Genomic DNA, 21,825 nt, shown 5'->3' with positions numbered 1-21,825 from the left:
GTGCGATTATTTGCCCAATTAAGCTGGTACTTTCGTCGGGAGTGGCAACGCTACCTCGGCGCGGTGGCCCTGCTTATTATCATTGCCATTCTGCAACTAATCCCGCCCAAAGTGGTGGGTTACGTCGTGGATGGCGTTACGGAACAACATTACACCGCCGCACGGGTGATGATGTGGGGCGGTACGCTGGTGCTGACGGCCGTGGTGGTTTACCTGCTGCGTTATGTCTGGCGCGTGCTGCTGTTCGGCGCGTCCTATCAGCTTGCCGTTGAGCTGCGCGAGGACTTTTACCGCCAGCTGAGCCGCCAGCACCCTGAGTTTTATCTGCGTCACCGTACCGGGGATCTCATCGCCCGCGCCACTAACGATGTAGACCGCGTGGTGTTTGCCGCCGGTGAAGGGGTGCTAACGCTGGTGGATTCCCTGGTGATGGGCTGTGCGGTACTGATTGTGATGTCTACGCAAATTAGCTGGGAGCTCACGCTGCTGGCGCTGCTGCCGATGCCGCTGATGGCGCTGGCAATTAACCGCTACGGCGAGCAGCTCCATGAACGCTTTAAGCTGGCGCAGGCGGCGTTCTCGTCGCTGAACGATCGCACCCAGGAGAGCATGACCAGCATCCGCATGATTAAAGCGTTTGGTCTGGAAGACCGCCAGTCCGCGCTGTTTGCCGCCGACGCCGCCGATACCGGCGCGAAAAACATGCGCGTGGCGCGTATTGATGCCCGTTTCGATCCGACAATTTATATTGCGATTGGCATGGCGAACCTGCTGGCAGTGGGCGGCGGCAGCTGGATGGTGGTGCAAGGCACGATGACCCTCGGGCAGTTAACCAGCTTTGCGATGTACCTTGGGCTGATGATCTGGCCGATGCTGGCGCTGGCCTGGATGTTTAATATCGTTGAACGCGGGAGCGCCGCTTACAGCCGTATCCGCGCCATGCTGGCGGAAGTGCCGGTCGTGAACGATGGCAGCGAGCCGGTATCGGAAGGTCCGGGTATTCTCAAGGCTGATATCCGCGCCTTTATCTACCCGCAAACGGAACATCCGGTGCTTGAGAACGTCAGTTTCACGCTGCGTCCTGGTCAGATGCTGGGCATCTGTGGCCCGACGGGTTCCGGTAAAAGCACCATTCTGTCACTGATTCAGCGCCATTTTGACGTGAGCGAAGGCGATATCCGTTTCCACGACGTCCCTCTGCCACGTCTGCTGCTGGATGACTGGCGCAGCCGCCTGGCGGTCGTCAGCCAGACGCCGTTTTTGTTTTCAGACACCATTGCCAACAATATCGCGCTCGGGTGTCCGACGGCGACACAGGACCAGATCGAGCACGTGGCGCGTCTGGCCAGCGTCCACGAGGATATTCTGCGCCTGCCGCAGGGCTACGACACGGAAGTGGGTGAGCGGGGCGTTATGCTCTCCGGCGGACAAAAACAGCGTATCTCTATTGCCCGCGCGCTGCTGCTGGACGCTGAGATCCTGATACTGGATGATGCGCTGTCCGCGGTTGACGGGCGTACTGAACATCAAATTTTGCATAACCTTCGCCAGTGGGGAGAGGGGCGCACGGTCATCATCAGCGCGCACCGTCTGTCGGCCCTTACCGAAGCCAGTGAAATTCTGGTGCTTCAGCACGGGCATATTGCTCAGCGTGGTCAGCATGAGCAGCTCGCCGGGCAGACCGGATGGTATCGGGATATGTACCGCTATCAACAGCTTGAAGCCGCGCTGGATGAGGAGGTCGCCGATGCGTAAGTTTGGACAGATGTGGCCGACGTTAAAACGGCTGCTGGCCTATGGCTCGCCGTGGCGCAAACCGCTTTCCATCGCCGTGCTGTTGCTGTGGATCGCCGCGATTGCGGAGGTGACCGGTCCGCTGCTTATCAGTTATTTCATCGACAATATGGTGGCGAAAAACTATCTGCCGCTGGGGCTGGTGGCGGGGCTGGGCGTGGCGTATGTCGGCCTACAGCTGACGGCGGCGGGGCTGCACTATGCGCAGTCGCTGCTGTTTAACCGGGCCGCCGTGGGCGTGGTCCAGCAGCTTCGCACGGATGTGATGGATGCCGCGCTGCGCCAGCCGCTGAGCGAGTTTGATACTCAGCCGGTCGGGCAGGTTATTTCGCGCGTCACCAATGACACCGAGGTGATCCGCGACCTCTATGTAACCGTTGTCGCAACGGTTCTGCGCAGTGCCGCGTTAATTGGCGCGATGCTGGTGGCGATGTTCAGCCTGGACTGGCGTATGGCGCTGGTGGCGATCGCTATTTTCCCGGCGGTGCTGATTGTGATGGTAATTTACCAGCGCTACAGCACGCCGATTGTTCGTCGCGTGCGCGCTTACCTCGCAGATATCAATGATGGCTTCAACGAAGTGATCAACGGCATGAGCGTTATCCAGCAGTTTCGCCAGCAGGCGCGTTTTGGCGAGCGAATGGGAGAAGCCAGCCGCTCGCATTATATGGCGCGGATGCAGACGTTACGGCTGGATGGCTTCCTGTTACGCCCGCTGCTGAGCCTCTTCTCTGCGCTGGTGCTGTGCGGGCTGTTGATGCTGTTTGGCCTGACGACGCGCGGAACCATCGAGGTGGGGGTACTGTACGCATTTATCAGCTACCTTGGACGCCTTAACGAACCGCTGATTGAACTCACCACGCAGCAATCGATGCTGCAACAGGCAGTGGTCGCGGGCGAACGTGTATTCGAGCTGATGGACAGGCCGCGTCAGACCTATGGCGATGACGAACGCCCGCTGGAAAGTGGATCCATAGCGTTTGATCATGTCTCGTTTGCCTACCGCGACGACCAGCTTGTCTTGCAGGATATCAACCTCGAGGTACCGTCGCGCGGTTTTGTCGCCCTGGTTGGGCATACCGGTAGCGGCAAAAGCACGCTCGCCAGTTTGCTGATGGGCTACTATCCGTTGACGCAAGGGGAGATCCGTCTGGACGGACGGCCGCTTGCCGCGCTTAGCCACAACGCGTTACGTAAGGGCGTCGCGATGGTGCAGCAGGATCCGGTGGTACTGGCGGATACCTTTTATGCCAACGTGACGCTGGGACGACCTTTCACGCCTGAGCAGGTATGGGAGGTGCTGGAAACGGTACAGCTTGCGGATCTGGCGCGCGGGTTAAGCGAGGGGATCCATACCCGGCTGGGTGAGCAGGGCAATAATCTCTCGGTCGGGCAAAAGCAACTTCTTGCGCTGGCGCGCGTGCTGATTGAGACGCCACAGGTGTTAATTCTGGATGAAGCGACCGCAAGCATTGACTCCGGTACCGAGCAGGCGATCCAGCAGGCGCTGGCTGCCGTGCGGGATCGCACTACGCTGGTGGTGATCGCCCACCGCCTCTCAACCATCGTCGATGCCGATACCATTCTGGTGCTGCACCGTGGCCAGGCCGTTGAACGGGGGACGCACAGAGCGCTGCTTGAGGCAAAAGGACGCTACTGGCAGATGTATCAGTTGCAGCTGGCAGGCGACGAACTGGCCGCCAGCGAGCGCGAGGAAGAGTCACTCAGCGCCTGATGCACCATAACAAGGCAATGCGCTAACAGACTTAACCGTTGGTGCAAAACTGAAACGCACCCTGCACTGCCATGGTGCGTTTTTTTTCATCCCTACCCGGCGCATGCGCGCCGCGGCGCTTTCCTCCTCACCTTTCACTTCTGGCACACCCTTTGCAATATCCCTTTCGTGTTAGCTGCGGCCATTACCGAATTCTGACTGGAGGGGATATATGAAGCTGGTTACGGTGGTAATCAAACCATTCAAACTCGAAGACGTGCGTGAAGCGCTGTCTTCCATGGGTATTCAGGGACTGACTGTCACCGAAGTGAAAGGCTTTGGGCGTCAGAAAGGTCATGCCGAGCTTTATCGCGGGGCGGAATACAGCGTTAACTTCCTGCCAAAAGTGAAGATTGATGTGGCGATTGCCGACGATCAGCTTGATGAGGTGATTGATGTCGTCAGCAAAGCAGCCTACACCGGAAAAATTGGCGACGGCAAAATTTTCGTTGCCGAACTACAGCGCGTCATTCGCATCCGTACCGGCGAATCTGACGAAGCGGCGTTGTAAGTAACTCCTGGCACACAGTGATAGGGATCGAGAAAATGAAGAAAGCAACAATGAAAACAGGTCTGGGTTCGCTGGCACTGCTGCCGGGCCTGGCAATGGCTGCACCTGCTGTGGCAGACAAAGCCGATAACGCCTTTATGATGATTTGCACCGCGCTGGTGCTGTTCATGACGATTCCGGGGATCGCGCTGTTTTACGGCGGCCTGATCCGCGGCAAGAACGTACTCTCCATGCTGACGCAGGTTGCCGTCACGTTCGCGCTGGTGTGTGTGCTGTGGGTGGTTTACGGTTACTCGCTGGCCTTCGGGGAGGGCAACGCCTTCTTCGGCAACGTTAACTGGGCGATGCTGAAAAATATCGAACTGACCGCGGTGATGGGCAGTTTTTATCAGTATATTCATGTCGCGTTCCAGGGCTCATTCGCCTGCATCACCGTGGGGCTGATTGTGGGCGCGCTGGCTGAGCGTATCCGCTTCTCTGCGGTACTGATTTTCGTGGTGGTCTGGCTGACGCTCTCCTATATCCCGATTGCGCATATGGTCTGGGGAGGTGGTCTGTTGGCTTCCCATGGCGCGCTGGACTTTGCGGGCGGTACCGTTGTGCACATCAACGCCGCGGTAGCAGGTCTGGTAGGCGCATACCTGATTGGTAAGCGCGTGGGCTTCGGGAAGGAAGCATTTAAGCCGCACAATCTGCCGATGGTCTTTACCGGCACCGCCATCCTCTATTTTGGCTGGTTCGGCTTCAACGCAGGTTCAGCCAGCGCCGCTAACGAAATCGCCGCGCTGGCCTTCGTGAATACCGTTGTGGCAACCGCCGGCGCTATCCTCTCATGGGTATTTGGCGAGTGGGCCGTTCGCGGCAAGCCATCGCTGCTGGGTGCCTGTTCCGGGGCGATTGCCGGTCTGGTAGGTATTACGCCAGCGTGCGGTTACGTGGGCGTGGGCGGTGCGCTGCTGATCGGTATCGTCGCAGGACTGGCGGGGCTGTGGGGCGTTACCGCACTGAAACGTGTTCTGCGCGTTGACGATCCGTGTGATGTATTCGGCGTACACGGTGTGTGCGGCATCGTCGGCTGTATCATGACCGGTATCTTTGCTGCCCAATCTCTGGGCGGAGTAGGTTACGCAGAAGGCGTGACCATGATGCATCAGGTGCTGGTACAGCTGGAAAGCATCGCGATCACCGTTGTCTGGTCCGGTGTTGTGGCCTTTATCGGTTACAAGCTGGCTGATATGACCGTTGGGCTGCGCGTGCCGGAAGAGCAGGAGCGCGAAGGCCTGGACGTCAACAGCCACGGCGAGAATGCGTACAACGCATAGTTTGAGTGCTTTTGCCGGGCGGCGGCTTCGCCTTACCCGGCCTGAAAAAGCACAATTCGCAGGCCCGGTGAGCGCAGCGCCACCGGGCTTTTTACATCACCCGCGATTACGCATCACACCTTCCTGCACGGTAGAAGCCACCAGCACGCCATCCTGAGTGTAAAACTCCCCGCGTACAAAGCCGCGCGCGCTGGACGCAGAGGTACTTTCCACGCTGTAAAGCAGCCATTCATTCATATCGAATGGACGGTGGAACCACATGGAATGGTCAATTGTGGCTACCTGCATCCCTTTTTCGAGGAAGCCCACACCGTGCGGCTGTAGCGCAACCGGCAGGAAGTTGAAATCCGACGCATACCCCAGCAGGTACTGATGCACGCGTAAATCTGCGGGTACGCTGCCGTTGGCGCGGATCCACACCTGGCGGGCGGGCTCAGCGGTATGCCCCTTCATTGGGTTATGAAATTCGACCGGGCGGATCTCCAGCGGTTTATCGCACAGAAACTTCTCTTTTACCTGCGGCGGCAGCAGATGCGCGAGAGCGCGGGCAATTTCGGTTTCCGATTTCAGATCGTCCGGCGACGGGGCAGACGGCATCTTTTTTTGATGCTCATAGCCCGGCTCTGGCGCCTGGAACGAGGCGGTCATGTAGAAGATGGGATTGCCATGCTGGATGGCCGCCACGCGACGGGCGCTGAAGCTTTGACCGTCACGCAGAACTTCCACGTCGTAAACAATCGGTTTAGCGCTGTCACCGGGGCGTAAAAAGTAGCTGTGAAACGAGTGCACCAGACGGTCTGCCGGGACGGTCTCCTTGGCGGCATACAGCGCTTGCCCCACGACCTGGCCGCCAAAAACCTGGCGTAAGCCTAAATCTTCGCTCTGTCCGCGAAATAGCCCTTCTTCTATTTTTTCCAGGTTCAGTAATGTCAGCAGATTGTTCAGTGCCTGACTCATAGTGGTCCTCAATAAACGCCGTGGCGAAAGATACGCTGAGTATAACCCAGAAATGAAAGTGGTCCGATGGGTAGAATAATCTTAATATCCGGACGAAATTAGGCATAAATCCGTGATTTGTGCCACACTTGTATTCGTTATGTGAATAAAACGACATCAGATGGGATCGATCCCGCTGGTGCATTGATGATAAGGAGACTTCAATGAAACTCGTGCCTATGCTCAGTGGTGTAGCAATTGCGGTAGCGTTGTCCGCCTGTGCTGGTAAGAGTGCCGATGTACCGGTGCCAACAGCAAGCGCAAACGGGATTAACACCCTTTCACAGCAAGCTATTCAGCAGCCAAATGTTTCCGGTACGATCTGGATCAAACAGAAGGTTGCGCTGCCGCCGGATGCGGTTTTAACGGTCACGCTGTCTGATGCTTCCCTGGCGGATGCGCCGTCTAAAGTGCTTGCGCAGCGCGCGGTTCGTACAGAGGGTAAACAGGCGCCGTTCAGCTTTGTGCTGCCGTACAACCCGTCTGACGTGCAACCCAATGCGCGTATCCTCCTGAGCGCGGCGGTAACGATCAACGATAAGCTGGTCTTTATCACCGATACCGTGCAGGAAGCGGTCAACAAAGGCGGCACCAAAATCGACCTGACCCTGGTACCGGTGCAGCAAACTGAAGTACCTGTTGCAACGCAGACCAATCAGCCGACTCTGCCTACACCGCCAACACAGCTGTAATTCTCTTTCGCCCTCTCCATGTTGACGGGAGAGGGCGTCAGTACTCCCAGCGATACTTCTGCATATCAATTTGTCCTGCCCCGGACACCTGCACCCCTTCTGAAAGTAAAGCCTGACGCTGGCGCTGCAAGTCTGGCCCGGTGAGGGAAATGGCGCCATGGCGATTGACGACCCGGTGCCACGGTAACGTGCTTCCTTCTGGTAGCCTCCTTAGCACGCCGCCTACCTGACGCGCCGCGCGCGGAGAACCCGCCAGCCGGGCAACTTCCCCATAGGTCGTGACACAGCCTTCCGGGATCGAGGCTACGATTTGCCACACTCGCTGTGGGAAAGTGTCATGTTCGTCCATTGTTTCTCCTGCGGGAAATCAGCGAAGGGTAATGTTATACGAAGATAAAGAAGATTGTCGGGGCAGTTTGCGCAATAATCCAGCATCCGGTTGCCAGCAGCTTGCAATTGAGGTGCTCCACAGGGATAATGCGCCAGCGCGTTGGTTATCAACGCTCTCAATGGGGGCTCTGTTGGTTCTCCCGCAACGCTACTCTGTTCACCAGGTCAGGTCCGGAAGGAAGCAGCCAGGGCAGACGACGTGGGTGCCGGGATGTAGCTGGCAGGGCCCCCACCCATTTGAGCTCCTCTCCAGTCGTTCCCCTGAATAAACCTTCTAAATAATGTGACTATTGTATTTTTTGTAATGCAACCTTCATTTAACTGAAATAATAATGTCATAAACCTGTAATAATAGACTGTCATTTTATTTTTCGATGCCTTTATTCTGTTATAAGCTAAAAAATATATATCTGGATAACAAACTTATCTTCGTGTATTAAATTAAACACGTGTTCCGAAAGGATGTGACAATCATGGTTACTGCGGTTTTAAACGTTAAAATTGATGAAGCGCTAAAAGAAAGACTTCGCCACTATGCGGAAGACAATAATGAGAATTTAAGCGTGACCACAGAGAAACTGCTGCTGCTGGCATTTGAAGCAGTAGAAGAGGCGGGAGTATCGGAAGAGGATGTTGATAATCAGCATACGGAAGAAGAGAGCGTAACTCCATTTACTCCTAAAGAAATCAAAGCACTACGTAAACTTCTGAAGAAGAGAAAATGAAACAACAACTATCGACTGCCAGTGACTACAACGAGGCCTGCAATCTGTTACGTTCCGGCTACGTGAAACATGTTCGTCTTGGCTGGAATGTAGGAAGTGATGAGTTCTTTCGTATTGCGTCTGACTGGTGTGATACCGGTGCAAAAATAAAGAAAGAAGGGGATAATTTCATTATTTCGCTGAAAGGCTTCCCGATTCCTCCTCAACATTAAGCTGTTCTTCATGAAAACTGCTGACTGCATGCGTTACAGTCAGCAGTTTTTATTGTTTCTGGCGAATAATTTACACCAGGCTCCGTTTTACTGGCGCTACACTTTTATTTAACGCACGCCACAGCGGTTTGATCCGCAATAATGCCTCTTCAAGTTCTGGCGGACTGAGTGAGAAGGGCATTCGCAGGTAGCGGTCAAACGCGCCTGAAAGCCCAAAGCGCGTGCCGGTGCCCATAATGATGCCTGTCGTTTCGGCGCGTGCCGCCAGCTGCGTCGCCAGCATGCCGGGTAATTCAATCCAGTATGAAAGCCCTCCCTCCGCTTCCTGAAACCGCCATTCGGGGAAATGTTCCCGCAGCATCTGGCCGCAGCGGTCGCGCCGTTCTGCCAGCATTTGCCGCCGGGCAGGCAGGAAGGTTTCACTGTTTTCGATAAGCCACAGCGTGGCCAGCTGTTCCAGCACCGGAGAGCCCAGATCCAGCGTGTCGCGCGTCTGCGCGAGGGTGGCGATAGTGCGTGACGAGGCGCGGATCCAGCCGAGACGCAGCCCACCCCAGAAGCTTTTACCTGCGGAACCCAGCGTCATCACCGTGGCATCCGGGTTAAAGGCGGCCAGCGGTGGCGGCGGGGGAGCATCGAACCAGAGATCAACCATGGTTTCATCCACCACCAGCGTGGTGCGGGTTTGCGCGGCGATGTCGGTTATGGTCTGGCGCGTCGCGGCATCCATGCAACGCCCGGTCGGATTATGAAAATCCGGCATCAGATAGGCCAGACGCGGGGCGGTCTGGGCGAGCGTTGCGGCAAAACCGTCAGTATCCCAGCCCGTTTCAGGCAGCGAGACGCCCACGGGCCGGCATAGCGCCCCCTGAATGGCGGCTATCGCCAGCGGGTAAGTGGGATGATCCACCACCACGCGATCCCCGGGACCGGTCATCATTCTTAAGATCAGGGCGAAGCCGCTGACGGCGCCGTTCACCACCATCACTTCGTCTGCCCGGGTGGGCAGACCCCGTGCGGTGTAGCGGGCGGCGATAGCTTCACGCAGCGCCGGAAGCCCAAGCTGATCGTACCCGGTCAGCGCCAGATTCGGCGTGATGGCCGTCAGCGCGTGGGCGTAGGCCTGGTGGATCTCTGGCCCCGCGTTGAGCGCGGCGGTTGAGAGATCCAGCGCCGCGCTGACAGTGGAAAGCGTGGGCACGGCGCGGCTGTCTGGCAGGATCGCCCGCGAACCGCTGCCGTGACGGCTCTCCAGATAACCCTCTTCCCGCAGATGCGCCAGCGCGCTGCTGATGGTGGTGCGGCTTACGCTCAGAGCGGCGGCCAGTTCCCGCTCTCCGGGCAGGCGCGTGTTTAACGCCAGCCTGCCATCCAGAATTAACAGGCGTAACGCGTCAGCCAGCTGGCGCCACAGCGGGGTGCGGGAAGAGGCTTGCTGCCAGTGCCCTAACAGGCGTACCAGAGACTGGCTTCCAAAACGACGTGATGACATATGCAGTCCACTATTTGAAAACTGGACATTAATCATAGTGCCATTTTCACCGAAGATGGAACCTGGTTCTTCGGAGAAGAAAAAATGGTACGTCGTCTGGTACAACTTTATGTCGGTTTAGGCCTGTACGGGCTTTCAACCGCGATGTTTATTCGTTCGGATCTGGGTGTCGACCCGTGGGATGTCTTTCACCTTGGCGTCGCCATCCAGACCGGGATGAGTATCGGCACGGTGATTATTTTAACCGGGGCCGCGGTGCTGCTGCTGTGGATCCCGCTGCGTCAGCTGCCGGGACTGGGTACTATCAGTAATGTGATTTGTATTGGTCTGGCGACCGATGCGTCAATGGCGCTGATCCCTGAGCTCACCTCGCTGCCCGTGCGCATCACCCTGCTGGTTTCCGGCATTGTGGTTAACGCCCTTGCCACCGGGATGTATATCGGCGCGGGTTTTGGCGCAGGCCCGCGCGACGGTCTGATGACCGGCATACATGCCCGGCTGGGCTGGTCGATCCGCAGCGTGCGTACCGCGATCGAGGTGACCGTGTTGATCGTCGGCTACTTCCTCGGGGGAGCGTTTGGCGTTGGAACCGTACTGTATGCATTAACCATCGGCCCGCTGATCCAGCTCTGTTTGCCGTGGTTTCGCCAGAGGCCGCGCATTCAGAAAGCCGCGCAGCCGGAGCGGATTGTTTAATTTTGCGAAGCGCTCACAGGCTATGATGGCGTAACTGTGTCAGAATAGAGACTTCTCTTTTTACGACGCCAGAATGTATGAAAGCGATCACTCTTTATGACGTTGCCCGCGTGGCGGGCGTTTCCTATCAGACCGTTTCCCGGGTGATTAACGACGCAGAACACGTTTCTGCCCGTACGCGGGAAAAGGTCCGGCAGGCCATGGCGGCGCTACACTATGTGCCTAACCGTGGCGCGCAGCAGCTGGCCGGGAAACGTACCCGCACGCTGGGGCTGATGACCAGCGATCTGGCGCTGCATGCGCCGTCGCAAATCGCCTCAGCTGTAAAATCCCGGGCAGTGGAGCAGGGGGCTAGCGTACTCATCTCCATGGTGGAGCAACCCGCGCAGTGTCAGGCTGCTTTGCAGGAATTACTGGCGCAGCGTGTGGAGGCGCTGCTGGTGAACGTTCCGCTGGAAGATGCACAGGCAGAAATGCTTCAGGAAATGGCCTCGCCGACCCCGGTTCTTTTTCTCGATGTTTCCCCCACAGCTCGGGTTAACAGCCTTGTTTTCAATGCCGAACAGGGCGCTGGCCTGGGGGCAGAGCATCTGCTTTCGCTGGGGCACCAGCGAATTGCGCTGCTCGCCGGGCCGGAAAGTTCTGTCTCTGCCCGGGCTCGTCTGGCGGGATGGAAAACCACGCTGGCCCGGGCCGGCGTGGAGGCGTTTGCGGTGGCGCAGGGCGACTGGAGCGCGGCCTCGGGCTATGAGAAAGGGCATCAGCTCCTGGCGGGCGCGCAGCTGCCGGAGGCGATCCTCGTCGCTAACGATCAGATGGCGCTTGGCGTTTTACGCGCCTGTGCGGAAAAAGGCGTTGCGGTACCGGGGCAGATCTCGGTTGTCGGGTTTGATGATACGGCTGACAGCGCGTGGTTTTCACCTCCGCTCACCACCGTTCGGCAGGCGTTCCGCGAGGCCGGTGAGCGCAGCGTGGAGTGGCTGATGGCACCTGACCATCACGACGAATGCTGGCAGGAACAACTTCCCGTTACGTTGATAGTACGTCATTCCACCGCGCCGCGCGCCGCACAGCAGGCCGATCGTGAAGATCTGGCGCAACAGCTCAGAACGCTGGCGCTGCTGGCGGAGAAACTGGCGCGCAGCTAGCACTTTTGTGATCGTGCTCGCCTGGTGACGATCAAAGTCTTTACCGCCACCGTTTACCAGGGCATGTTGGCTGAAATTGTGAGCGCTTCGCAAAGAGGTTGATATGTCTTCTACATTACCGCTGACCCTCAGCGCACTTCTGGCGCGTCGTGACTGGGAAAACCCGGGCGTGACGCAGTGGAATCGTCTGGCCGCACACGCGCCTTTTCATAGCTGGCGCGATGATACCTTCGCCCGCGAGGATAAGCCTTCGCTGAGCAAGCGTCTGCTTAATGGCGTCTGGCGATTCAGCTTTTTCCCGGCGCCAGAGCAGGTTCCCGAGACATGGTTAACGGACGATCTGGCTGACGCCGTTGAGATGCCCGTGCCGTCGAACTGGCAGATGGAGGGATTTGATACTCCCATCTATACCAACGTCACCTATCCGATAAATGTGAACCCGCCGTATGTTCCGGCTGAAAACCCAACCGGTTGTTACTCGCTCACATTTGATATGGATGACGCCTGGCTGTGCAGCGGGCAAACCCGCATTATTTTTGACGGGGTGAATTCAGCTTTTCATCTGTGGTGTAACGGCCAGTGGGTGGGTTATTCGCAGGACAGCCGTCTGCCTGCGGAGTTCGATCTCAGCGCGGTGCTGCGACCGGGGCAGAACCGTCTGGCGGTGATGGTGTTACGCTGGTGCGACGGAAGCTACCTGGAAGATCAGGACATGTGGCGGATGAGCGGCATTTTCCGCGACGTCTCGCTGCTGCACAAGCCGGAAACGCGAATTGCCGATTATCAGATCGTGACCGATCTGAATGCCGAATGCGATCGGGCGATACTCCGGGTTGACGTTGCGCTGGAAGGCTCACGCTACGCCGAATGCGAGGTGGCGTTTACCCTGTGGCGTAATGGCGAAGCCTGCGCGCAAACCACGCAGCAGCCCGGATCGGCCATCGTGGACGAACGCGGCAGTTGGGCTGAACGGCTTACGGTGGCGATACCCGTGAACGCTCCCGCGCTGTGGAGCGCTGAAACACCGGAATGCTATCGGCTGACAATGTCGCTTCGGGATGCGCAGGGTAACGTGCTGGAAACTGAAGCCTGCGATGTCGGTTTCAGACGCGTCGAAATCAGCAACGGCCTGCTGAAGCTTAACGGCAAACCGCTGCTGATCCGCGGCGTGAACCGTCACGAACATCATCCTGAGAAGGGGCAGGTGATGGATGAGGCGACCATGCGCCGCGACATCGAACTGATGAAGCAGCATAACTTCAACGCCGTGCGCTGCTCGCATTATCCGAACCATCCTCTGTGGTACACGCTTTGCGATCGCTACGGCCTGTACGTGGTCGATGAGGCGAATATTGAAACCCACGGCATGGTGCCGATGAGCCGCCTGGCGGACGATCCGCGCTGGCTGCCTGCCATGAGCGAACGCGTAACGCGTATGGTGCAGCGGGACCGGAATCATCCGTCCATCATCATCTGGTCCCTGGGGAATGAGTCCGGGCATGGGGCGAATCACGATGCGCTGTACCGCTGGCTGAAAACCGCCGATCCCACGCGGCCGGTGCAGTACGAAGGCGGCGGCGCCAGTACAGCCGCTACCGATATTGTCTGCCCGATGTATGCCCGCGTCGATCAGGATCAGCCGTTCCCGGCGGTGCCAAAGTGGTCGATTAAAAAGTGGATCGGCATGCCGGACGAAACCCGTCCGCTGATCCTCTGCGAGTATGCCCACGCGATGGGCAACAGCTTTGGCGGCTTTGCCAGCTACTGGCAGGCATTCCGCAGCCATCCCCGTTTGCAGGGCGGCTTTGTCTGGGACTGGGTCGATCAGGCGCTGACGAAAAAAGCGGAAGACGGCACGGCATTCTGGGCCTACGGCGGCGATTTTGGCGATAAGCCCAACGACCGTCAGTTCTGCCTCAACGGGCTGGTGTTTCCCGATCGCACTCCGCATCCCGCCCTTTATGAGGCGCAGCGTGCCCAGCAGTTCTTTACCTTTACGCTGGTGAGCACCGCTCCGCTGGTCGTCGAGATCCAGAGCGATTATCTGTTCCGTCATACTGACAACGAGCATCTGCGATGGTCGGTGGCGCGTGACGGTGCGGTGTTGGCTACCGGCGAAACCCCCCTTTCTGTTGCGCCCCAGGGGACGCAGCGTGTTGAGATCCCGCTGCCTGAGCTTGACGCTGAGCCGGGCGAGGTCTGGCTCAGCGTGGAAATCGTTCAGCCGCAGGCCACGCCGTGGTCGCCGCCCGGCCACCGTTGTGCCTGGGATCAGTGGCCGCTCCCGGCTCCGCTGTACCTTGCGCCCCCGAAAGCAGGCGGAACCCCTCCGCAGCTAACGGTGCAGGACGAGGCGCTGGACATTACTCATCAGCAGCAGCGCTGGCAGTTTAGCCGTCTCACCGGAAACCTGACCCAGTGGTGGAACGAGGGTGCTGAAACGCTCCGTTACCCGCTAACGGATAACTTCACCCGCGCGCCGCTGGACAATGACATTGGCGTCAGCGAGGCGACCCGCATCGATCCGAACGCGTGGGTGGAACGCTGGAAAGCGGCAGGGATGTATGGGATGTCCGCGCGCCTCCTCCAGTGTGAAGCGGAGCAGCATGCCCGTGAGGTGGTGGTGACCACGCAGCACGTGTGGGAGCATCAGGGTAAAGCGCTGTTTATCAGCTGCAAGCTCTGGCGGATTGATGACCACGGGGTGCTGCACGGTGATGTGCAGGTGACGGTGGCGTCTGACATTCCTGAGCCCGCTCGCGTGGGCCTGAGCGTTATGCTGGCGGATATCCCGGAAACGGTGCGCTGGCTGGGGCTAGGCCCGCTGGAGAACTATCCGGACAGAAAACTGGCGGCGCAGCAGGGGCGTTGGGCGTTACCGCTGGAAGAGATGCAGACGCCGTATATCTTCCCGACGGAGAACGGTTTGCGCTGCGACACCCGCGAGCTGACGTTTGGCTCCCATCAGTTGCAGGGACAGTTCCATTTCTCCCTGAGCCGTTATAGCCAGCGGCAGCTGCATGAGACAACGCATCAGCATTTGCTGCGGGAAGAGGCTGGCTGCTGGTTGAATCTTGATGCGTTTCACATGGGCGTAGGGGGGGACGACTCATGGAGCCCGAGCGTAGCCCCGGCCTTCATTCTGCAAAACCGCCGGCTGCGCTACACGTTTAGCTGGCAGCAGAACGGCTGAGCCGACACGTGCGGCCACTGCCGTGGCCGCAATGCTTATCTCAGGATCCCGCTTGCGCCGTGAATGCTCATATAAATCCCGACTACCGCGATCAGTGCCGCTGAGATCCACGGCGCCTTGCGCGAAAAGGCGCTAAAGCCGGGCCAGCGCTTCGCCGCATGTTTCATGCTTAATGCGGCAATTGCGCCAGAGGCGACGAGAGTGAGCGCCAGTCCGATACTGAAACTGAACACCAGCGTGGCGCCGAGCGCGAAATGTTTCAGTTGCAGGCAGATCAGCAGCACCGTAATGGAGGCCGGACAGGGGATAAGCCCACCGGTCAGGCCGAATAGCGCGATTTGCCCGGTGGTGACCTCTTTACCGTTGAAGCGTCGGTTAATGTCCTGGGCGTGTGCGCGCTGGTGGGCATCCTGCCACTCCTCTTCAACCAGAGGAGACGTGTGGTCGTGATGATGCGCGTGGTCGTGATGATCATGATGGTGATGATGATCATCATGGTGGTGATGCGGCTGGCTCTCATGCCAGGTTCGCCACGCCATCCACAGGGCGATCAACACGATCAGAACCCCGGAAATCAACTGAAACCAGGGCTCAGAAGTATCTGCATCCCATCCCCGACCAAACCATAATCCCGCCATCGCAATGATCCAGACGACCGCCGTATGAGACAGCGTTGCGGACAACCCAAGCAACACAGCCTGTTTCAGCGTACCGCGGATCGCCACAATGAAAGCCGCCATCATTGTTTTTGAATGGCCTGGCTCAAGGCCATGGAGCGCGCCAAGCAGGATGGCGCTGGGGACAAACAGCCAGGCGTTACCCTGCTGTAGAAGAGAAGAAATATCGTTCATTGAACATTCCGGGGTGGAAAACATGCCGAGAATACTACTCCCCCCCAGTAGTATAATACTACCCCCCAGTAGAAAAATACCCAGGGGGAGTAGAGCGTGATATGCTTTTTACGCCACCAAAGAGGAGCTAAGCGATGTCACACACAGTTCGTGATAAAAAGAAGTTATTGACCCGCCTGAAAAAAATTCAGGGGCAAAGCGCTGCGCTGGAAAAAATGCTTAACAGCGATCATGAATGCGCCGAGGTGTTACAGCAGCTGGCGGCGATCAGGGGCGCGGTAAACGGTATGATGATGCAAGTGATTGAGGGGCATTTAACCGATCACGTGGTGAAAGAGCCAGAGGAAGCGCAGCGCGAGGCCGATCTCGGGGTCGTGATGCAGGTGATCAAATCGTACCTTAAGTAATGTGCTTCTCCAGGTTGTGCCCGGCCCAGAGAATGAAATCCTCTTTAGGCAGCGCCTTGCTGAAATACCAGCCCTGGCCGTACTGCACGCCGTGGCGATGCAACCATTCGATCTGCCCTTCAGTTTCAATGCCTTCTGCGACCATCGCCAGTTTAAGCGATTTGGCCATTTCGATGATGTGGGGAGTCACGTTCTTGTACTCCAGCGCATCCACAAAGGATTTATCAATCTTCAGGGTATCGACATCCAGATCCTGCAAATAGCTCAGGCTGGAGTAACCCGTGCCAAAATCATCAATGTAGATAGCGTGTCCGGCGCGGCGAAACGCAGCGATGGCAGGCACGCTGACGGCGGGATCGGCAAAGCCGCGCTCGGTTAATTCAAGGGCGATCTGGCGCGGGTGGACGCCCCATTTGTTGAGCAACTGACTCAGCTGGCGAGGCAGCTCGGGGGACGTTAAATCCGATGGCGCAAGGTTGACAGAAATGTGCAGTTCCGGGTGATGATGCAGCCAGGCGCCTAAATCCTCAAACACCTTATTCACCACCAGCTGCGTCAGCGTTGAAATAAGCCCCGTCTGCTCAGCCAGCGGCACAAAGAGATTGGGCGACAGGTGACTGCCATCTGGCTGCGGCCAGCGCATCAGCGCTTCAGCACCCACCAGTTTTCCACTGCACAGCGCTACGATGGGCTGATAGTAAACCTCGATCTCCCGGTTGTTGATTGCGTCGATCAGGCGGTTACGCGGTGACAGCAAACGGCGGAGGATGCGCATGACAATAAGGGCAGCAGCCAGGCTTAGCAAGATGCCAGCCGGTAGCCAGATGATCAGCTGCTGGTGCCACGATTCCGCCAGCGGTTTTAACGACGCCCACGCGATCACCGTAAAACCCAGTTCGGGTACAGGTTTCAACACGTACATCGAGCCGTTGTATTGTACGCGCGTAACGTCCTGCTGCTCCTTAACGACAGAAAGAATATACGGGTCGACAATATTGCTTCTGGCAAATATCCGATGGGTTTCACTGCCCACCAGGGCGGCATCCATCGAAATTTCACCAAACGGGACAACATCCACAAGCGAGGCAGGATCAACCATCACCAGATAATGTCCTTTCCCCAGAACGGCCATATAGCGGTGAATGCCGAGGTCGTTTTGCGAGGTGAGCCACGCGCTATACCCGTCTGCGGTGATCCGCATCGGGGGCGGTAAGATCGCCGTATTACTGGATTGTTCAAGGGATGAGCAGAGCGGCTTCAGGTTATCGATATACATCACTTCCTGAATATAGCGCCATGAGAATTCAACCCGACGCATTTCGCGTAAATGCGGGGGAGTGCAGGGTGGGGCGTGGAATGTCTGTAGATGCGTGAGCGCCTGTTTTGCCTGCGCAACGACTCTGTCGGTACGGATCAGGACGCGCGAGGCATAGCTGTCCAGAGCGTCCACAAATTTATCCTCTGCCTGACGATGCGCCAGCCAGATACTGAGGCACACAGGGACCAGCACAGAGAAGATCAGTATGCCTGTTACCAGGCTGACCAGATGTCGGGTTCGCATGCTGCTTTATCCTTTCCATATGCCCACCTTGGGCCTGGAGTTTGCGCGCCAGAAGAAAAAGTTTTTTATCGCTAAATGATATAGTTATAGCATGTGACAGTCTCAGGCAGGTATCTGAATCAACCTTTCAAAAACAGGCTGTGCGTGACAGGGGTTGTTTTTGCAGCAAAGCTCAGATAGTATTTTGTTATGTTATAACAATACATGAAGGCCAGAGATGAAACCGAATATCCATCCAACCTATCGCACCGTTGTGTTTCACGACACCACGGCTAATGAATACTTTAAAGTCGGCTCAACAATTAAGACAGACCGTGAAATTGAGCTGGAGGGGAAAACGTATCCCTACGTTACCCTTGATGTCTCCTCTAAATCACATCCGTTTTATACCGGGAAGCAGAAGACCTTCTCGACGGATGGCAGCGCGGCACGCTTCCGCAAGCGTTTTGGTGGCTTTCTTGATGCGAAGCGAGGCTAATCATGCAGGTGCTGAACTCATTACGCAGTGCAAAACAGCGTCACCCGGATTGCCAGATAGTCAAACGCAAGGGACGCTTATACGTGATCTGCAAATCTAACCCGCGCTTTAAGGCGGTGCAGGGACGTAAAAAAAGACGCTAAACGCGCGTCTCTCGCCAGCTTTCCAGGGATCTTTTCTGTTTGCCATCGGCGGTAAAATTGTCGGTGGCAAGCCAGCTTTCAAACGCGCTCGCCAGCGCTGGCCACTCTTTGTCGAGAATTGAAAACCAGTCGGTGTCCCGGTTTCGGCCTTTAATGACCAGCGCCTGGCGAAAACGCCCTTCAAACTGGAAGCCCAGACGCAGGGCCGCTTTGCGGGATGGTTCGTTCAGGCTGTTGCACTTCCATTCATAACGCCGGTAGCCCAGGGTATCGAACACGTACCGCATCAGCAGATACTGCGCTTCTGTCGACATGGGCGTGCGACTTAACAGTGACGAGAAGTGAACATGTCCCACTTCCACAACGCCGTTTTTAGGATCGATCCGCATCAGGGACAGCGTCCCGACAGGAGACTGGGTCTGGTTATCGATAACGGTAAAGTGGATGGGATCGGCTAATTCGCTCACGCTCGCCACCCATTCGGCAAACTCCTCTGCGGTGGCATCGGGTTCACGCAGCAGCCACGTCCAGCTTCGGGTATCTCCGGCCAGGGAATACGCAGAGAACAACGCCGGGGCATGCTCCACGCGCAGCGGCTCAAGCCGACAATAGCGACCCTGAAGTATCACCCGGGACGGGTGCGGGCGAGGCTGCCAGTCGAAAAGGCTTTCACCTACAGGTTGTCCAAACTCATTGAATGTATTCATCTTTATTCCCGTCACATTGAAAAGATCTCCAGATTAATGAATTGCTGGTTCCTTAAAAAGAACCACCAGGCTATGTTTTTCTGGTACCACGAGGAGGAAAGATGAATATACCGGGTGATGAGCTTTACACCTTGCTCCATGCTGCGCTGAAAAAACGTGGGGAAGAGACGCTCCAGCGTGCGCTCTATCTTGCTTTGCGGGAGGCCATACTGTGCGGAAGGCTCCGGTCCGGCAGCCATTTGCCCGGCTCGCGAACGCTGGCACAACAGATCTCGGTGTCCCGAAACACCGTCAATGCGGCGCTGGACCAGCTCACGCTCGAAGGTTATTTGCTGCGTAGCCGCCAGGGTACGCGGGTGGGGCAATTCGCTCCTCGGACGATTACCCGGACATTACCGGACCCGGACGTCAGGCTGACAAAACGTGTCGCCCTGCTGCCCGCGCCTGTGCTGCGCGACACCCCGGTGATGGCGTTTACGCCGGGAACGCCTGCCATCAACTATTTCCCCTTACCGCTGTGGCGGCGGTTGTACGATCGTGTTCTGCGCGAGGAGGGAAGCACCCTGTTAGGGTATGGCGACCCGGCCGGCGAGCCGACGCTGCGGGCCGCCGTTGCCCGCCATCTTGCGCTGTCCCGCGGCATTGACTGCGATGCCAGCCAGATTGTGATAACCGAAGGGGCGCTGGAGGGCGTCAATCTGTGCACGATGCTGTTAAGCGAGCCGGGGGATGTTGCCTGGGTGGAAAATCCCGGCTATAGCGGCGCCAAAAGCGCTTTCGTCAAAACCGGCCTGGCGATGTCCGGCATACCGGTGGATGACGAGGGGATGTGCTGGGAAGGGCTGTCTGCGCCTTCACCCACGCTGATTTTTACCTCGCCATCGCATCAGTTCCCTTGCGGAAGCGTGCTCAGCGCGCGGCGGCGTCTGGCGCTGCTGGAACTGGCCCGGCAGCACAGCGCGTGGATCATTGAGGATGATTACGACAGCGAATTTCGTTATACCGGTGAGCCCGTCCCGGCGATGCTCGGAATGGTCAACAATGCGCCCGTTGTGTATCTGGGGACGTTCAGCAAAACGCTGTTTCCATCGCTCCGGTTGGGGTTCATGGTGTTACCGCCAGCGCTGGCGAAGGCGGCGCGTCCGGCCATCGGCTCGCTGCTGCGCGGCGGGCATCGCGCTGAACAGCGCACCCTGGCGCTGTTTATTGAGGAAGGCCACTATGCACGACATCTTGCCGCCATGCGCCGCCTTTATCGTAAGCGTTACCGCCAGCTGCGGGAGGTGCTGAGCGCAGAGCTTCATACGCCGCACCGTGTTCTTGCCGGGGAAGGGGGAATGCACCTGACGCTGGCGATTGACGGTATCGACGATCAGCGGCTGGTGGAGCAGGCGAGAGCGTTTCAGCTGGCACCCGCTGCGCTGAGCGGGTATTACCTTGAGACGAAGCAGGGGCAAACCGGTCTGGTTTTAGGTTACGGTAATACCTCTGCTTCGCAGTTTGCGCCGGGTATCCGACGTCTTCAGGCGCTCATTACACAGCAGTGGGGCGGGAAAGGGTAAAGACATCATAAAAAGAGAGCTGGCCCTTAGTGATGACCATTTTCTGCAACTTCTCTTTTTGCCCGGCTTCGACGGCCGGCGAGAGCAGGATATTGTCGATCAGCTCCTTCGGCACGTAGCGCGTGTTGTACCACTCCCCGTTGTAGCACACGCGGAAATCGAGTACGTCGATATCTTCATACCGGTAACGCGGATTGACGTCGAAAAAGAAAAACGCGTTAAACACCACGAACAGCACAACCAGTAGCCAGACGGAATCGACCAGTGTTTCAGACTTCAGCATGACGATAAGCGTTGCCAGCCAGGCGGCGTACATGGCGACGAACAATCCGGGGTGTTTGCGAATAAAGCTGATGCTAAAGCGCGGGCGATTGTCGCGCTTTTCGCGGGTATTGAGATCGTCGATGGTGGCGGTAAGCAGGCGCTGTATCTCTGTCATTTTTTGCCTTTATGATTGTTAAAAATACAGGTGATCTGCCTATTTTATGAGAGGGGTTTATGCGATGAAAGTAACAGTTATGCCAGGAAAAAGCATAACAGTTACTCAGGATGCGCTTAGATCATTTTAATGATTTTCGCCGGATTCCCGCCCACTACCGCATTGGCCGGCACGTCTTTGGTCACTACCGCGCCGGAAGCGATAACCGCATTATCGCCAATGGTGACGCCCGGGTTAATGACCGCACGTCCGCCGATCCAGACATTATCACCAATGGTAACCGGTTTACCGTACTCCAGCCCGCTGTTACGTTCGGTCGCATCCAGAGGATGCGTGGCCGTATAAATGTGCACTCCCGGCGCCAGCATACAGTTATCGCCAATGCGGACAGGGCAGACGTCCAGCATGACGCAATCGAAGTTAGCGTAAAAATTGTTGCCCAGATAGATGTTATACCCGTAGTCGCAGCGGAAGCTTGGCTCTATATAGGCACCTTCGCTTTGACCCAGCAGGTCAGCTAATAAGGCGCGACGTTCGGCCTTCTCATCGGGTGCGGTATGGTTATAGCGGTGAACAAGATGACGCGCGCGTAAACGGTCAGCCCTCAGCGTGTCATCGCCAGGGCGGTAATATTCACCTGCAATCATCTTCTGTTTTTCTTCACTCATGGGAACCTCTCTGGAATCGTTTTACGCAGCGTAAAGAGGATTAACCAGAAAGGGAACGTTCCCT

General features: G+C 57.3%; 22 protein-coding genes and 1 other RNA gene. 15 read left to right on the top strand and 8 right to left on the bottom strand.

Annotated features, from left to right (window positions below; translation table 11 throughout):
• From SK58_RS18715 to amtB, 4 genes are all read left to right on the top strand, one after another.
• Entirely contained in the window at positions 1–1,755 is a 1,755-nt protein-coding gene (locus tag SK58_RS18715) for a SmdA family multidrug ABC transporter permease/ATP-binding protein (RefSeq protein WP_023303195.1), read from the top strand.
• On the top strand, positions 1,748–3,529 hold the full coding sequence (locus tag SK58_RS18710) for a SmdB family multidrug efflux ABC transporter permease/ATP-binding protein (RefSeq protein WP_023296031.1): 1,782 nt from the start codon (positions 1,748–1,750) through the stop codon (positions 3,527–3,529). Before SK58_RS18715 ends, SK58_RS18710 begins: the two co-directional genes overlap by 8 nt.
• Before the next feature lie 211 nt (positions 3,530–3,740).
• Positions 3,741–4,079, top strand: coding sequence for a P-II family nitrogen regulator (glnK, locus tag SK58_RS18705; RefSeq protein WP_006809867.1), 339 nt, complete (start codon positions 3,741–3,743; stop codon positions 4,077–4,079).
• A 35-nt stretch (positions 4,080–4,114) separates the two neighbouring features.
• On the top strand, positions 4,115–5,401 hold the full coding sequence (gene amtB / locus SK58_RS18700) for an ammonium transporter AmtB (protein WP_015571265.1): 1,287 nt from the start codon (positions 4,115–4,117) through the stop codon (positions 5,399–5,401).
• Between the two features lie 96 nt (positions 5,402–5,497).
• Here amtB and tesB read toward each other — a convergent pair whose 3' ends face one another.
• Positions 5,498–6,358, bottom strand: coding sequence for an acyl-CoA thioesterase II (gene tesB / locus SK58_RS18695; RefSeq protein WP_047735190.1), 861 nt, complete (start codon positions 6,356–6,358; stop codon positions 5,498–5,500).
• Positions 6,359–6,561: 203 nt separating this feature from the next.
• Here tesB and SK58_RS18690 point away from each other — a divergent pair, with 203 nt between their 5' ends.
• Complete coding sequence (locus SK58_RS18690; RefSeq protein ID WP_023296032.1) at positions 6,562–7,089, top strand: YbaY family lipoprotein; 528 nt, start codon at positions 6,562–6,564, stop codon at positions 7,087–7,089.
• A gap of 37 nt (positions 7,090–7,126) precedes the next feature.
• Here SK58_RS18690 and SK58_RS18685 read toward each other — a convergent pair whose 3' ends face one another.
• On the bottom strand, positions 7,127–7,438 hold the full coding sequence (locus SK58_RS18685) for an MGMT family protein (protein WP_003859016.1): 312 nt from the start codon (positions 7,436–7,438) through the stop codon (positions 7,127–7,129).
• 170 nt (positions 7,439–7,608) lie between these two features.
• On the opposite strand from SK58_RS18685, the gene ffs reads away from it, so the two are divergent.
• The 3 genes from ffs to SK58_RS18675 all read left to right on the top strand — a co-directional run bounded on the left by ffs (position 7,609) and on the right by SK58_RS18675 (position 8,416).
• An RNA gene (gene ffs / locus SK58_RS22555) (signal recognition particle sRNA small type) lies at positions 7,609–7,705 on the top strand.
• A 247-nt stretch (positions 7,706–7,952) separates the two neighbouring features.
• Entirely contained in the window at positions 7,953–8,204 is a 252-nt protein-coding gene (locus SK58_RS18680; protein ID WP_006809862.1) for a hypothetical protein, read from the top strand.
• Positions 8,201–8,416, top strand: a complete 216-nt coding sequence (locus SK58_RS18675; protein ID WP_015571263.1) for a hypothetical protein — start codon at positions 8,201–8,203, stop codon at positions 8,414–8,416. Before SK58_RS18680 ends, SK58_RS18675 begins: the two co-directional genes overlap by 4 nt.
• Before the next feature lie 70 nt (positions 8,417–8,486).
• Here SK58_RS18675 and SK58_RS18670 read toward each other — a convergent pair whose 3' ends face one another.
• Complete coding sequence (locus tag SK58_RS18670; RefSeq protein WP_048220309.1) at positions 8,487–9,908, bottom strand: MocR-like transcription factor YczR; 1,422 nt, start codon at positions 9,906–9,908, stop codon at positions 8,487–8,489.
• An 84-nt stretch (positions 9,909–9,992) separates the two neighbouring features.
• Between SK58_RS18670 and SK58_RS18665 the strand changes: the two genes are divergently transcribed.
• The 3 genes from SK58_RS18665 (at position 9,993) to SK58_RS18655 (ending at position 14,945) form a co-directional block, all read left to right on the top strand.
• The gene (locus tag SK58_RS18665) at positions 9,993–10,604 is read left to right on the top strand and encodes a membrane protein YczE (RefSeq protein WP_048220308.1); all 612 of its coding nucleotides are present in this window, start codon (positions 9,993–9,995) and stop codon (positions 10,602–10,604) included.
• A 77-nt stretch (positions 10,605–10,681) separates the two neighbouring features.
• A complete protein-coding gene (locus SK58_RS18660; protein WP_015571260.1) occupies positions 10,682–11,752 on the top strand; it encodes a LacI family DNA-binding transcriptional regulator in 1,071 nt (356 codons plus the stop codon).
• Positions 11,753–11,855: 103 nt separating this feature from the next.
• The gene (locus SK58_RS18655; protein ID WP_048220307.1) at positions 11,856–14,945 is read left to right on the top strand and encodes a beta-galactosidase; all 3,090 of its coding nucleotides are present in this window, start codon (positions 11,856–11,858) and stop codon (positions 14,943–14,945) included.
• A 35-nt stretch (positions 14,946–14,980) separates the two neighbouring features.
• Here SK58_RS18655 and SK58_RS18650 read toward each other — a convergent pair whose 3' ends face one another.
• Positions 14,981–15,796, bottom strand: coding sequence for a nickel/cobalt efflux protein RcnA (locus tag SK58_RS18650; protein WP_048220306.1), 816 nt, complete (start codon positions 15,794–15,796; stop codon positions 14,981–14,983).
• A gap of 134 nt (positions 15,797–15,930) precedes the next feature.
• Here SK58_RS18650 and SK58_RS18645 point away from each other — a divergent pair, with 134 nt between their 5' ends.
• Complete coding sequence (locus SK58_RS18645; protein ID WP_015571258.1) at positions 15,931–16,203, top strand: metal-sensing transcriptional repressor; 273 nt, start codon at positions 15,931–15,933, stop codon at positions 16,201–16,203.
• Here SK58_RS18645 and SK58_RS18640 read toward each other — a convergent pair.
• Entirely contained in the window at positions 16,196–17,764 is a 1,569-nt protein-coding gene (locus tag SK58_RS18640; protein ID WP_048220305.1) for an EAL domain-containing protein, read from the bottom strand. The genes SK58_RS18645 and SK58_RS18640 overlap by 8 nt on opposite strands.
• Before the next feature lie 217 nt (positions 17,765–17,981).
• Here SK58_RS18640 and SK58_RS18635 point away from each other — a divergent pair, with 217 nt between their 5' ends.
• Both SK58_RS18635 and ykgO read left to right on the top strand, forming a co-directional pair.
• Positions 17,982–18,242, top strand: coding sequence for a type B 50S ribosomal protein L31 (locus SK58_RS18635; RefSeq protein ID WP_015571255.1), 261 nt, complete (start codon positions 17,982–17,984; stop codon positions 18,240–18,242).
• Between the two features lie 2 nt (positions 18,243–18,244).
• On the top strand, positions 18,245–18,385 hold the full coding sequence (gene ykgO, locus SK58_RS18630; protein WP_003859006.1) for a type B 50S ribosomal protein L36: 141 nt from the start codon (positions 18,245–18,247) through the stop codon (positions 18,383–18,385).
• Here ykgO and SK58_RS18625 read toward each other — a convergent pair.
• Entirely contained in the window at positions 18,382–19,092 is a 711-nt protein-coding gene (locus SK58_RS18625; RefSeq protein WP_045344589.1) for a GNAT family N-acetyltransferase, read from the bottom strand. The genes ykgO and SK58_RS18625 overlap by 4 nt on opposite strands.
• Positions 19,093–19,193: 101 nt before the next feature.
• Between SK58_RS18625 and SK58_RS18620 the strand changes: the two genes are divergently transcribed.
• On the top strand, positions 19,194–20,654 hold the full coding sequence (locus SK58_RS18620; protein WP_048220304.1) for a MocR-like pyridoxine biosynthesis transcription factor PdxR: 1,461 nt from the start codon (positions 19,194–19,196) through the stop codon (positions 20,652–20,654).
• Here the strand turns inward: SK58_RS18620 and SK58_RS18615 are convergent.
• Positions 20,626–21,093, bottom strand: coding sequence for a YlaC family protein (locus SK58_RS18615; RefSeq protein ID WP_023296041.1), 468 nt, complete (start codon positions 21,091–21,093; stop codon positions 20,626–20,628). The genes SK58_RS18620 and SK58_RS18615 overlap by 29 nt on opposite strands.
• Before the next feature lie 116 nt (positions 21,094–21,209).
• Positions 21,210–21,761, bottom strand: coding sequence for a maltose O-acetyltransferase (gene maa, locus SK58_RS18610; protein WP_015571251.1), 552 nt, complete (start codon positions 21,759–21,761; stop codon positions 21,210–21,212).
• Between the last annotated feature and the right edge of the window lie 64 nt (positions 21,762–21,825).

Origin of the sequence: Enterobacter sp. BIDMC93 (genome assembly GCF_001037805.1) — a bacterium.
Classification (GTDB): Bacteria; Pseudomonadota; Gammaproteobacteria; order Enterobacterales; family Enterobacteriaceae; genus Enterobacter; species Enterobacter hormaechei_C.
This window is presented reverse-complemented; position numbering and strand designations above follow the sequence as displayed.

Bases quoted from the DNA above. Each gene is read 5' to 3' on its own strand.
- SK58_RS18710 (WP_023296031.1), top strand. From the start codon at position 1,748: ATGCGTAAGTTTGGACAGATGTGGCCGACGTTAAAACGGCTGCTGGCC.
- glnK (WP_006809867.1), top strand. From the start codon at position 3,741: ATGAAGCTGGTTACGGTGGTAATCAAACCATTCAAACTCGAAGACGTG.
- amtB (WP_015571265.1), top strand. From the start codon at position 4,115: ATGAAGAAAGCAACAATGAAAACAGGTCTGGGTTCGCTGGCACTGCTG.
- tesB (WP_047735190.1), bottom strand. From the start codon at position 6,358: ATGAGTCAGGCACTGAACAATCTGCTGACATTACTGAACCTGGAAAAA.
- SK58_RS18690 (WP_023296032.1), top strand. From the start codon at position 6,562: ATGAAACTCGTGCCTATGCTCAGTGGTGTAGCAATTGCGGTAGCGTTG.
- SK58_RS18685 (WP_003859016.1), bottom strand. From the start codon at position 7,438: ATGGACGAACATGACACTTTCCCACAGCGAGTGTGGCAAATCGTAGCC.
- SK58_RS18680 (WP_006809862.1), top strand. From the start codon at position 7,953: ATGGTTACTGCGGTTTTAAACGTTAAAATTGATGAAGCGCTAAAAGAA.
- SK58_RS18675 (WP_015571263.1), top strand. From the start codon at position 8,201: ATGAAACAACAACTATCGACTGCCAGTGACTACAACGAGGCCTGCAAT.
- SK58_RS18670 (WP_048220309.1), bottom strand. From the start codon at position 9,908: ATGTCATCACGTCGTTTTGGAAGCCAGTCTCTGGTACGCCTGTTAGGG.
- SK58_RS18665 (WP_048220308.1), top strand. From the start codon at position 9,993: ATGGTACGTCGTCTGGTACAACTTTATGTCGGTTTAGGCCTGTACGGG.
- SK58_RS18660 (WP_015571260.1), top strand. From the start codon at position 10,682: ATGAAAGCGATCACTCTTTATGACGTTGCCCGCGTGGCGGGCGTTTCC.
- SK58_RS18655 (WP_048220307.1), top strand. From the start codon at position 11,856: ATGTCTTCTACATTACCGCTGACCCTCAGCGCACTTCTGGCGCGTCGT.
- SK58_RS18650 (WP_048220306.1), bottom strand. From the start codon at position 15,796: ATGAACGATATTTCTTCTCTTCTACAGCAGGGTAACGCCTGGCTGTTT.
- SK58_RS18645 (WP_015571258.1), top strand. From the start codon at position 15,931: ATGTCACACACAGTTCGTGATAAAAAGAAGTTATTGACCCGCCTGAAA.
- SK58_RS18640 (WP_048220305.1), bottom strand. From the start codon at position 17,764: ATGCGAACCCGACATCTGGTCAGCCTGGTAACAGGCATACTGATCTTC.
- SK58_RS18635 (WP_015571255.1), top strand. From the start codon at position 17,982: ATGAAACCGAATATCCATCCAACCTATCGCACCGTTGTGTTTCACGAC.
- ykgO (WP_003859006.1), top strand. From the start codon at position 18,245: ATGCAGGTGCTGAACTCATTACGCAGTGCAAAACAGCGTCACCCGGAT.
- SK58_RS18625 (WP_045344589.1), bottom strand. From the start codon at position 19,092: ATGAATACATTCAATGAGTTTGGACAACCTGTAGGTGAAAGCCTTTTC.
- SK58_RS18620 (WP_048220304.1), top strand. From the start codon at position 19,194: ATGAATATACCGGGTGATGAGCTTTACACCTTGCTCCATGCTGCGCTG.
- SK58_RS18615 (WP_023296041.1), bottom strand. From the start codon at position 21,093: ATGACAGAGATACAGCGCCTGCTTACCGCCACCATCGACGATCTCAAT.
- maa (WP_015571251.1), bottom strand. From the start codon at position 21,761: ATGAGTGAAGAAAAACAGAAGATGATTGCAGGTGAATATTACCGCCCT.